Annotated in this window: 7 protein-coding genes; 1 reads left to right on the plus strand and 6 read right to left on the minus strand. The window is 70.2% G+C overall.

Annotated features, from left to right (window positions below; all coding sequences use genetic code 11):
- Window positions 1–121: 121 nt before the first annotated feature.
- From KHC27_RS09655 to KHC27_RS09665, 3 genes are read right to left on the minus strand one after another with little or no spacing between them, the layout of a single operon-like run.
- Window positions 122–3301: an efflux RND transporter permease subunit gene (locus tag KHC27_RS09655; RefSeq protein WP_213338365.1), complete on the minus strand. Its 3180-nt coding sequence runs from the start codon at window positions 3299–3301 to the stop codon at window positions 122–124.
- A 52-nt stretch (window positions 3302–3353) separates the two neighbouring features.
- Entirely contained in the window at window positions 3354–4616 is a 1263-nt protein-coding gene (locus KHC27_RS09660) for an efflux RND transporter periplasmic adaptor subunit (RefSeq protein WP_213338367.1), read from the minus strand.
- A complete protein-coding gene (locus KHC27_RS09665) occupies window positions 4609–5475 on the minus strand; it encodes an alpha/beta hydrolase (RefSeq protein WP_213338369.1) in 867 nt (288 codons plus the stop codon). The genes KHC27_RS09660 and KHC27_RS09665 overlap by 8 nt, the downstream gene beginning before the upstream one ends.
- Window positions 5476–5632: 157 nt before the next feature.
- Here KHC27_RS09665 and KHC27_RS09670 point away from each other — a divergent pair, with 157 nt between their 5' ends.
- On the plus strand, window positions 5633–6556 hold the full coding sequence (locus KHC27_RS09670; RefSeq protein ID WP_213338371.1) for a LysR family transcriptional regulator: 924 nt from the start codon (window positions 5633–5635) through the stop codon (window positions 6554–6556).
- A 550-nt stretch (window positions 6557–7106) separates the two neighbouring features.
- Here KHC27_RS09670 and KHC27_RS09675 read toward each other — a convergent pair.
- The 3 genes from KHC27_RS09675 to KHC27_RS09685 all read right to left on the minus strand — a co-directional run bounded on the left by KHC27_RS09675 (window position 7107) and on the right by KHC27_RS09685 (window position 10543).
- A complete protein-coding gene (locus tag KHC27_RS09675; RefSeq protein ID WP_213338374.1) occupies window positions 7107–7886 on the minus strand; it encodes an outer membrane protein in 780 nt (259 codons plus the stop codon).
- A 112-nt stretch (window positions 7887–7998) separates the two neighbouring features.
- Entirely contained in the window at window positions 7999–10158 is a 2160-nt protein-coding gene (gene scpA, locus KHC27_RS09680; RefSeq protein WP_213338376.1) for a methylmalonyl-CoA mutase, read from the minus strand.
- A 28-nt stretch (window positions 10159–10186) separates the two neighbouring features.
- Window positions 10187–10543 carry a hypothetical protein gene (locus KHC27_RS09685; protein WP_213338378.1) on the minus strand — a complete coding sequence of 119 codons (357 nt, stop codon included), beginning with the start codon at window positions 10541–10543 and terminating at the stop codon, window positions 10187–10189.
- Window positions 10544–10549 lie beyond the last annotated feature (6 nt).

The raw sequence follows: 10549 nt of genomic DNA on the forward strand, positions 1-10549 counted from the left end.
CTCACGCCGGGGGGTTGAAAACGCCGCCGGCCGCCACGCGCGAGGCGGGCGGCCGGCGGGTCGGCAAAGGGTGGCTCGGCGTGGATGTGGGGGCGGGAATCCACGCCGAGCCGAGGCAGGCTCATTCTGCCGGCGCGGGAGCCGACAGGGCCTGGCCATGATGGGTGAGCTTGCGGTTGCCGGAGAGCCGCCGCAGCAGCACGTAGAAGACGGGCGTGAGGAACAGCCCGAAGAAGGTGACGCCGATCATGCCGGAGAACACCGCGACGCCCATGGCGTGGCGCATCTCGGCGCCGGCGCCGGTGGAGAGCACCAGCGGCAGCACGCCCATGATGAAGGCGAAGGAGGTCATCAGGATCGGGCGCAGCCGCAGCCGGCTGGCCTCGATCGCCGCTTCCACCGGGGTGCGGCCGGCGAATTCCAGCTCGCGGGCGAATTCCACGATCAGGATGGCGTTCTTCGCCGACAGGCCGACCAGCACGACGAGGCCGATCTGGGTGAAGATGTTGTTGTCGCCGCCGCCCAGCCACACCCCGAACAGCGCCGCCAGAATGCCCATCGGCACGATGAGGATGATGGCGATGGGCAGGGTCAGGCTCTCGTACTGCGCCGCCAGCACCAGGAACACCAGCAGGATGGCGAGCGGGAACACCAGCGTGGCCGAATTGCCGGCGAGGATCTCCTGATAGGTCAGGTCGGTCCACTCATAGTCGAAGCCCGGCGGCAGCACCTCGGCGGCGATGCGCCGCGCCGCGTCCTGGGCCTGGCCGGAGGAGAAGCCGGGCGCGGGCGAGGCGTTGACGTCGGAGCTGAGGAAGCCGTTGTAGCGCATGGCGCGTTCCGGCCCGGCGGTGTTCTGCACCCGCAGCAGGGCGGAGAGCGGGATCATCTCGCCGGTGATCGAGCGCACCTTCAGCTTGCCGATGTCCTCCGGCCGCGCCCGGTAGGCCGCGTCGGCCTGCGCCCGCACCGAGTAGGTGCGGCCGAACTTGTTGAAGTCGTTGACGTAAAGCGAGCCGAGATAGACCTGCAGGGTCTCGAACACCGACTGGATCGGCACGCCGAGCTGGCGGGCCTTGGTGCGGTCGACGTCGGTGAAGATCTGCGGCACGTTGATCTGGTAGGTGGTGAACTGGCCGACCAGCTCCGGCGCCGCCATGGCCTTGGCCATGAAGGCGTTGGTCACGTCGTTCAGTGCCTCGTAGCCGCGCCCGGCGCGATCCTCGATCTGCAGCTTGAAGCCGCCCACCACGCCGAGGCCCTGCACCGGCGGCGGCGGGAACATGGCGATGAAGGCGTCCTTGATCACCGCGTATTTCTGGTTGAGCGCCATGGCGATGGCGCCGGCGCTCAGCTCGGGGCTCTTGCGCTCCTCGAAGGGCTTCAGCACCGAGAACACGATGCCGGCATTGGAGGAGTTGGAGAAGCCGGCGATGGACAGGCCGGGGAAGGCCACCGCGCTTTCCACGCCGGGCTGCTGCAGCGTGATCTCGCTCATGCGCCGGATCACCTCTTCGGTGCGGTCCAGCGTGGCGCCGTCGGGAAGCTGGGCGAAGCCGACCAGATACTGCTTGTCCTGCGCCGGCACGAAGCCGCCCGGCACCGCCTGGAACAGCCACCAGGTGGCCCCCAGCATCACCGCGTAGAAGATCATCACCAGCGACTTGACGTGCAGGATGCCGCGCACGCCGCGGCCATAGCCGCCCGAGCCGCGCGCGAACACCCAGTTGAAGCCGCGGAAGAACCAGCCGAACAGCGCGTTGATGATCCGCTGCAGCCGGTCCGGCGGGGCGTGGTGGCCCTTGAGCAGCAGCGCCGACAGCGCCGGCGACAGTGTCAGCGAGTTGATGGCGGAGATGACGGTGGAGATGGCGATGGTCAGCGCGAACTGGCGGTAGAACTGCCCGGTGAGGCCGGAGATGAAGGCCAGCGGCACGAACACCGCCACCAGCACCAGCGCGATGGCGACGATGGGGCCGGACACCTCGCTCATCGCCTTGTAGGAGGCCTCGCGCGGGGAGAGCCCTTCCTCGATGTTGCGCTCCACATTCTCGACCACGACGATGGCGTCGTCCACCACGATGCCGATGGCGAGCACGAGACCGAACAGCGTCAGCGCGTTGATGGAGAAGCCGAGCGTGTACATCACCGCGAAGGTGCCGACGATGGACACCGGCACGGCGAGCAGCGGGATGATGGACGCGCGCCAGGTCTGCAGGAACACCACCACGACGATGACGACCAGCAGCACCGCCTCGAACAGCGTGTGCACCACCGCCTCGATCGAGGCGCGCACGAAGGCCGTGGTGTCGTAGACGATGTCGTAGTCGACGCCTTCCGGCATCGTCTTCTTGATCTCCTCCATCGTCGCGCGGACGTTGTCGGCGATCTCCAGCGCGTTGGAGCCCGGCGCCTGGAACACGCCGATGCCCACCGCCGCCTTGTTGTCGAGCAGCGAGCGCAGCGCGTAGTCGGCCGCGCCCAGCTCCAGCCGGGCGACGTCGCGCAGCCGCACCACCTGGCCGTTGGCGCCGGTCTTCACCACGATGTCGCCGAATTCCTCCTCGGTCTCGAGCCGGCCCTGGGCGTTGATCGAGAGCTGGAGGTCGACCCCCGGCAGCGAGGGCGAGGCGCCGACGCTGCCGGCGGCGGCCTGCACGTTCTGGGCGCGGATCTCGGCCACCACGTCGCCGGCGGAAAGCCCGTGCTCGGCGATCTTCTGCGGGTCGAGCCACACCCGCATGGCGTAGTCACCGGCGCCGAAGATGTCGATCTGGCCGACGCCGGGAATCCGGGCGAGCCGGTCCTTCACGTTCAGCACGCCGTAATTGCGGAGATAGGTGATGTCGTAGCGGTCGTTGGGCGACAGCAGGTGCACCACCATGATGAAGTTGGGCGAGCTCTTGGCGGTGGTGACGCCGAGGCTGCGCACCTCCTCCGGCAGCCGCGGCTCGGCCTGCGACACCCGGTTCTGCACGAGCTGGGTGGCCTTGTCGGGGTCGGTGCCGAGCTTGAAGGTGACGGTCAGCGTCATCACGCCGTCGGTCGTCGCCTGGCTGGACATGTAGAGCATGTCCTCGACGCCGTTGATCTGCTCCTCGATCGGCGTCGCCACCGTGGCGGCGATCACCTTCGGGTTGGCGCCGGGATACTGCGCCCGCACGATGACCTGCGGCGGCACCACCTCGGGATATTCCGAGATCGGCATCACCCGCAGCGCCAGCAGGCCGGCGACGAAGATCAGGATCGACAGCACCGCGGCGAAGATCGGCCGGTCGATGAAGAATTTGGACAGATTCATGGTGTCCTCCCCCCACGGGAGCAAAGGCTCTGGAACGGACCGGCGGGGCGCCTCAGCGTCCGGCGATGTCGGTGCGGGTCGCGTCCGCGGTGGTGGCGGTTTCCATCGGCACCCGCTCCGGCGCCAGCAGCGCGCCCGGGCGGACCCGCTGGAGGCCGTTGACCACGATCGTCTCGCCCGGCTTCAGCCCGGAGACCACCACGCGCAGCCCTTCCGCCGGCGGGCCGAGCTTGACCTCGCGATAGACCGCCTTGCTGTCGTCGCCGACCACGAAGACGAACTTCTTGTCCTGGTCGGTGCCGATGGCGCGCTCGTTGACCACCAGCGCCGGCTCGGTCTTGGCCTTGCCCATCCGCACCCGGGCGAACTGGCCCGGCTTCAGCCGGCCGTCGGGATTGGCGAAGGTGGCGCGCAGCCGCAGCGTGCCGGTGGCCGCCTCGATCTCGTTGTTGACGAGCTGGAGCTGGCCGCGCGCCGGCTGGTCGCCGGAGGTGGCGGTGACGATCTCGACCGGGATCTGGTCGATCCGCTCCAGCGCGGCGTCGCCGCTGCCGATGGTGGCGAGGGCGTGCGCCACCGCGTTCTCGTCGGCGTCGAAGCTCACATAGATCGGGTCGACCGAGACGATGGTGGTCAGCACCGGGGCGGTGGCGCCGGCGGCGACGAGGTTGCCGGTGGTCACCTCCAGCCGGCCGACCCGGCCGGCGATCGGGGCGCGCACCTCGGTGTAGCCCAGATTCAGCCGGGCGGTCTGCACCGCGGCCTGCGCCGCCTTCAGATTGGCCTGGGCTTCCTTGTAGTTGTTGGTGCGCTGGTCGAGGTCCTGCACCGAGACGACGCGGGCGTCGACCAGCTTCTGGCCGCGGTCCAGCTCGTTCTTGGTCAGGGCGAGCCGGGCCTCGGCGGCGGAGGCCTGGGCCTCGGCGCGGTCCAGCTCGGCCTTGAACGGCTCGGGGTCGATGGTGACCAGCAGGTCGCCCTTCTTCACCAGCGAGCCCTCGCGGAAATGCACCGACTCGACCTCGCCGGAGACGCGTGGCCGCACGGCGACGCGCTCCACCGCTTCCAGCCGGCCGGAGAAGGAATCCCAGTCCATGGCCGGGCGGGCCTCGACCACGGCGACCGAGACCGGCATGGCCGGCGGGCCGGCGGCGGCGGCCGGCGCGGGGTCCTCCGCGCCGGCGATGCCGCTCGGCCAGACCACGAAGGCGCCGCCGAGCGCGGTGACGACGGCCAGCACCAGCCCGGTCCCGAGCAGGGAGTGGCGGGTCCCGACGCGGCCGTCGGAACGGCTGTTGAGGATTGGATCACGCATCGATGTCTCCCCGGCCCGTCAGGGCCCCCACGACGTCAGAAGGACGTTCCAGCCCGCCGGATGCCGACGGGCTGGCCAGAAAAGTCGAAAAAATCGTTCGCAGCGACCCGATCCAGTCGGACGGCGCGCAGGCGGTCTCGCCCAGCGCGTCCGGCCAGCGGGTCGGGGCGGGCAGCACCCGCTCGCACACGGTACCGCCGCATTCCCGCAGCCGCGCGGCATAGGCGCGGCTCTCGTCGCGCATCGGGTCGTCCTCGGCGGTGAGGACGAGGGCGGGGGCGAGCCCGCCCAGCCGCCGCGCGCCGAGCGGCGCGGCATAGGGATGCGCCGCCTTGTCGGCGGTGCCGAGATAGCGGTGCCAGCCATCGGCCCATTTGCAGCCCACCGGGCCCGCCTCCGCCTGCCGGATCGAGCAGGTGGCGAGGTTGGGGTCGAGCATGGGCGAGATCAGGATCTGCCCGGCCAGCGGCGGGCCGCCCTGGTCGCGCGCCATCATGGCGAGCGCGGCGGCGATGTTGGCACCGGCCTCCTCGCCGGCGACGAAGATCGGCGAGGCGCGCCGCCCCCAGGCCGCGCGCTCGCGGTGCAGCGTGCCGAGCCCGGCGAAGCACAGGTTCAGCGCCGCCGGGAAGGGGTGGGCGGGCGCCAGCGGGTAGTCCACCGACAGCACCACCGCCCCGGCCTCGGCCAGCAGCCCGGCAATGCAGGCGCCGCACTCGCAGGAGCCGCCGGTGAAGGCGCCGCCATGCAGGTGGAACACCAGCGGCACCGCCCGGCCGGGCGCGGCGGGCCGGTGGAGCCGCAGCTTCAGCGTCCCCTGTTCCGTCTCCAGCCGTGTCACGTCGGCACCTACCGGCATCTCGCTACCTTGCGTCAGCTCATGTTGCGGTGCGGACGCTAGTCCTTGAAAACTGGCGAATAAAGCCGGCATATGGCATTACATTATTCACAGATGGAAATAATCGGCCCGGTAAATGCCCGGCATCAGCGGCGCTGAAGTCGGGGAAAGGCGCCTCATGGATCAGATTGCTGCAATGCGGGCGTTCGTGCGGGTGGTGGAGGCGGGCAGCTTCAGCCGCGCCGCCGACCTCATGGACATGCCCAAGCCCACCGTCACCAAGCTGGTGCAGCAGCTCGAGGCGCGGCTGCGCACCCGGCTGCTCAACCGCACCACCCGGCGGGTCGGTGTCACCCCGGACGGCGCCGCCTATTATGAGCGCGCGGTGGCGGTGCTGAGCGATTTCGACGAACTCGAGGCCAGCATGGCCAACGCCGCCGCCGCCCCGCGCGGGCGGCTGCGGGTGGATGTCTCGACCGCGCTGGCCCTGCTGGTCATCATTCCCGCGCTGCCGGGCTTCCACGCCCGCTACCCCGACATCCGGCTCGATCTCGGCGTGTCCGACCGGCCGGTCGACCTCATTGCCGAGAGCGTGGATTGCGTGATCCGCGGCGGCGACCTGCTCGACCCCACGCTGGTCGCCCGCCGCATCGCCGAGATCGAGATGATCACCTGCGCCACGCCGGGCTACGTCGCCCGCTACGGCGTGCCGGCCCATCCCCGCGACCTCGAGGCCAACCATCTCGTGGTGACCTATTTCAGCCCCCGCACCGGGCGCAGCTTTCCCTTCGAATACAGCCGGGACGGCGAGACGGTGGTGGTGAGCCCGCCTTACGCGGTGTCGGTGAACGATTCCACCGCCTATGTCGCCGCCGCCCTCGCCGGGCTGGGGGTGGCGCAACTGCCGGTCTTCATGGTGCGCCAGCACATGGCCGAGGGACGGCTGGTGCCGCTGCTGGAGGCATGGGAGACCGAGCCGATCGTCATCCATGTGGTGTTCCCGCCGAACCGCCACCTCGGCAACCGGGTGCGGGTCTTCGTCGACTGGATCGCCGAACTGTTCGCCACCTCGCCGCTGCTGAGCCCCGCCGTGCTGGCGTGAGGCGGGGCGTGCCGGAGGTCGGTGCGGGTATCAGAAAATAATCCTAGACAAAAATCCTATCATCTGGAATTCTTGGCTCATCTGTCCCCGCCGAAGGGACGTTCCGGAGCGACCGGGGCGTGGGATGGGTGCGGTGGCCGTGGCGGAGGGAGTAACGCACCCGAGGTCGCGGCGGCCCAAGCCGGATGCTCCCGGGCGGTGCCAGCACCGTTCGCTGGGCGAAGCGTACGTGGCCTCCCTTCGTTCGTCTGAAGGGAACGCGCGGCGTGAAGGGGCCCAAAAGTGGAGGATAACAAGATCGCTCCTCCAGGGGTCGTCCGGAGCAAGCCTCCAAACACCGCGTGCGGGGCGCCGGGAACGGCGCGTCGGTTGGCTGAGTGAAGGCTTGCACCACCTTCTAAAACAAAGGTGCGAGCGGCCGCCGGTGGCGTCCGCCCGGTGCCCCGCACGCCCTTCGACGGGCGAAGGGCCTGACCCACACCCCCGGCCGCTCGCGGCGCGGGGCTTTTGGTGCGGGGGGACCCGGCCGCGCGCGGCCGGGTCTTCCGGCTCAGAAGCGGTAGTTGATGCCGGCCCGCACGACGCTGAAGGCATAGTCGGCATGGGCGCTCAGCGTGTAGTCGGGGATCGGGTTGCCGGCGCCGTTGGTCAGGTCGAAATTGCTGCTGCCGAGGTCGACATAGAGATATTCGATCTTGAACGACCAGTGCGGGTCGAACTGGGTCTCGACGCCGCCGCCGACGGTCCAGCCCCAGCGTGTGTCGCTCTCCGAGGCGTTCCAGGAATAATAGGGGCCGCCCTGCACGCTCACGCTCGCATCGGCCTGGCCAAAGGCGGCGCCGCCGGTGGCATAGATCAGCGAGGGCCCGACCGTGACGCCGAGCCGGGCGCGCAGCGTGCCGTACCAGTTGCCGTCCAGCGCATAATGCTTGTCGATGGAGGTGCCGGACTGGGTGGTCGAGGCGATCGAGCTGTTGCCGGACTCGCTGCGATCGGCATAGGACAGGTCGGCTTCGACGCCGGCCACCACATTGTCCCACTGCCAGTTATAGCCCACCGTGCCGCCCACCGTCAGCCCGGTGGAGGAACCGCCGAAATCCTCGGTGTAGTTCCCGGCGACCGAGCTGTTGCTGAACCAGCCGCCGGCCTCGGTCGAGACGCTGGAATTGTCGATCGCCACGCCGGCGGTGCCGCCGACATAGAAGCCCTGCCAGGAAATGACGGGCGCCGCCGGCGTGGCGACGGCCGCCGGAGCCTTGGTGGCCATGTCGGCAGCAAAGGCCGGCACCGCCGTCGCGAGAAGGACCATCGCGGTCGTCACGTACTTCATCATCCACCCCCGGTGAGAATCACCGAGGCGAGCCTAGGCAGCGGAGCGGGCGGAGTCGAGTACCCCGGCACCGTGCGACGGGCGGTGTGGCGGCGGGGCCGGCTTCTTCCGTTCAGGCGGCGACCTCGTCATGGCCCAGCCGGCGCGAGAGGCTGCGGACCAGCTCGCCCGCCGCCTCGGCGATCACCGTGCCGGGCGGGTAGATCGCCTCCGCCCCGGCGGCCCGCACCGCGGCGTAATCCTGCGGCGGCACCACGCCCCCGACCACGATCATGATGTCGCCGCGCCCTTCCGCCTCCAGCGCCGCCTTCACCTGCGGCACCAGCGTGAGGTGGCCGGCGGCGAGCGAGGAGATGCCGATGACGTGCACGTCGTTCTCCACCGCCTGCCGCGCCGCCTCTTCCGGCGTGGCGAACAGCGGGCCGATGTCGACGTCGAAGCCGAGATCGGCGAAGGCCGAGGCGATCACCTTCTGGCCGCGGTCGTGGCCGTCCTGCCCCAGCTTGGCGACCAGCAGGCGGGGACGCCGCCCCTCCTCGGCCTCGAACGCCTCGACCAGCGCCCGCACCTCCTCGACCTTGCCCGCCACCGCCGTCATCTCCCGCCGGTACACCCCAGTTATCGCCCGGATTTCCGCCCGGTGGCGGCCGAAGGCGCGCTCCAGCGCGTCCGACATCTCGCCGACCGTCGCCTTGGCCCGGGCCGCGTCGATGGCGAGCGCCAGCAGGTTGCCGCCGCCCCGGGCGCCGGCCTCCAGCGCCTCCAGCGCCGCCGCCACCGCCGCCGGGTCGCGCTCGGCCCGCAGGCGCCGCAGCTTCTCGATCTGCGCGGCGCGCACCGCGGAATTGTCGATCTTCAGCACGTCGAGCGGGGGCTCGTCGGCGATGCGGTAGCGGTTGACGCCGACCACCGTCTGCACCCCGGCGTCGATCCGGGCCTGGGTGACGGCGGCGGCTTCCTCGATCCGCAGCTTGGGGATGCCGGCTTCGATCGCCCTGGCCATGCCGCCGAGTTTCTCGACCTCGGCGATGTGGGCCCGTGCCCGCGCCGCGAGGTCGGCGGTGAGGCGCTCGACATGGAACGAGCCGCCCCAGGGGTCGATGGCCCGGGTGGTGCCGCTCTCCTGCTGCAGCACGATCTGGGTGTTGCGGGCGATGCGGGCGGAGAAGTCGGTGGGCAAGGCGAGGGCCTCGTCCAGCGCGTTGGTGTGCAGCGACTGGGTGTGGCCCTGCGTCGCCGCCATCGCCTCGACGCAGGTGCGCATGACGTTGTTGAACACGTCCTGCGCCGTCAGGCTCCAGCCGGAGGTCTGGCTGTGGGTGCGCAGCGGCAGCGACTTGGGGTTCTTCGCACCGAGACCCTGCATCAGCTCCGCCCAGATCAGCCGGGCCGCGCGCAGCTTGGCGATCTCCATGAAGAAGTTCATGCCGATCGCCCAGAAGAAGGAAAGCCGCGGCGCGAAGGCGTCGATGTCCAGCCCCGCCGCCATGCCGGCGCGGACATAGTCGACGCCGTCGGCCAGCGTATAGGCAAGCTCGAGGTCCGCCGTCGCCCCGGCCTCCTGCATGTGGTAGCCGGAGATCGAGATGGAGTTGAAGCGCGGCATCTCCCGCGAGGTGAAGGCGAAGATGTCGGAGATGATCCGCATCGAGGGCGCCGGCGGGTAGATGTAGGTGTTGCGGACCATGAACTCCTTGAGGATGTCGTTCTGGATGGTCCCGGAGAGCTGGCGGGCGGAAACGCCCTGCTCCTCCGCCGCCACGATGTAGAGCGCGAGGATCGGCAGCACCGCGCCGTTCATCGTCATCGACACGCTCATCTCGCCGAGCGGGATGCCCTCGAACAGGGTGCGCATGTCGTAGATGGAATCGATGGCGACGCCGGCCATGCCGACATCGCCGGCGACGCGCGGGTGGTCGCTGTCATAGCCGCGGTGGGTGGCGAGGTCGAAGGCGACGGAGAGGCCCTTCTGCCCGGCGGCGAGGTTGCGCCGGTAGAAGGCGTTGGAGGCTTCCGCCGTGGAGAAGCCGGCATATTGCCGGATGGTCCAGGGCTGGGTGACGTACATGGTGGGGTAGGGCCCGCGCAGGAACGGCGCGATGCCGGGAAAATGCCCGCCCACCCCGAGGCCCGCGATGTCGGCCGGCCCCGGTGCCGGCGCCACGGCGATGCCTTCGGGCGTGGCCCAGGGTTCGCCGCCGGCCGGTTCCGGCAGGGTCGGGCTGCGCCAGGGGAGGGTGGCGAAATCGGGAAGGCGGGGGCGTCCGGTCATGGCCGGCCCCCGTTCATGGCTGCGAGGGTCAGCTCCGGCGCGCGACCCAGCTTCCCGTGCAGTTGCGGGTGAGCGAGACCCACCGCCCGGTGGCCTTGTCGCCCGCGGCCCGGCCCTCCGCCGTCACCGTCTCGTCGCCACGCTGCAACCGCAGCCTTATGGCGCCGGTCGGCTCCACCGAGCCGGTGGCGCTCACCATCCACAAGCCGCCATAGCTGATGGCGCCGTCCTCGATGACGAGATCGAATTCCATCGGCCGGCGGCAGGCTCCCGTGTCCGGCCGGGTGGCCACCGTCCAGGTGCCGTCGAACACATCGACCGCCTGCGGCAGCGCCGACCCGGGAAGAAGCAGGCTGAAGGCCGCGGCGAGGCACAAGCGTTTCATCGTGCG

This window comes from Ancylobacter lacus (assembly GCF_018390635.1).
GTDB lineage: Bacteria > Pseudomonadota > Alphaproteobacteria > Rhizobiales > Xanthobacteraceae > Ancylobacter > Ancylobacter lacus.

What these genes read in the sequence shown, in the direction of transcription:
- KHC27_RS09655 (WP_213338365.1), bottom strand. Translation starts at nt 3,301, where the DNA reads ATGAATCTGTCCAAATTCTTCATCGACCGGCCGATCTTCGCCGCGGTG.
- scpA (WP_213338376.1), bottom strand. Translation starts at nt 10,158, where the DNA reads ATGACCGGACGCCCCCGCCTTCCCGATTTCGCCACCCTCCCCTGGCGC.
- KHC27_RS09675 (WP_213338374.1), bottom strand. Translation starts at nt 7,886, where the DNA reads ATGAAGTACGTGACGACCGCGATGGTCCTTCTCGCGACGGCGGTGCCG.
- KHC27_RS09670 (WP_213338371.1), top strand. Translation starts at nt 5,633, where the DNA reads ATGGATCAGATTGCTGCAATGCGGGCGTTCGTGCGGGTGGTGGAGGCG.
- KHC27_RS09660 (WP_213338367.1), bottom strand. Translation starts at nt 4,616, where the DNA reads ATGCGTGATCCAATCCTCAACAGCCGTTCCGACGGCCGCGTCGGGACC.
- KHC27_RS09685 (WP_213338378.1), bottom strand. Translation starts at nt 10,543, where the DNA reads ATGAAACGCTTGTGCCTCGCCGCGGCCTTCAGCCTGCTTCTTCCCGGG.
- KHC27_RS09665 (WP_213338369.1), bottom strand. Translation starts at nt 5,475, where the DNA reads ATGCCGGTAGGTGCCGACGTGACACGGCTGGAGACGGAACAGGGGACG.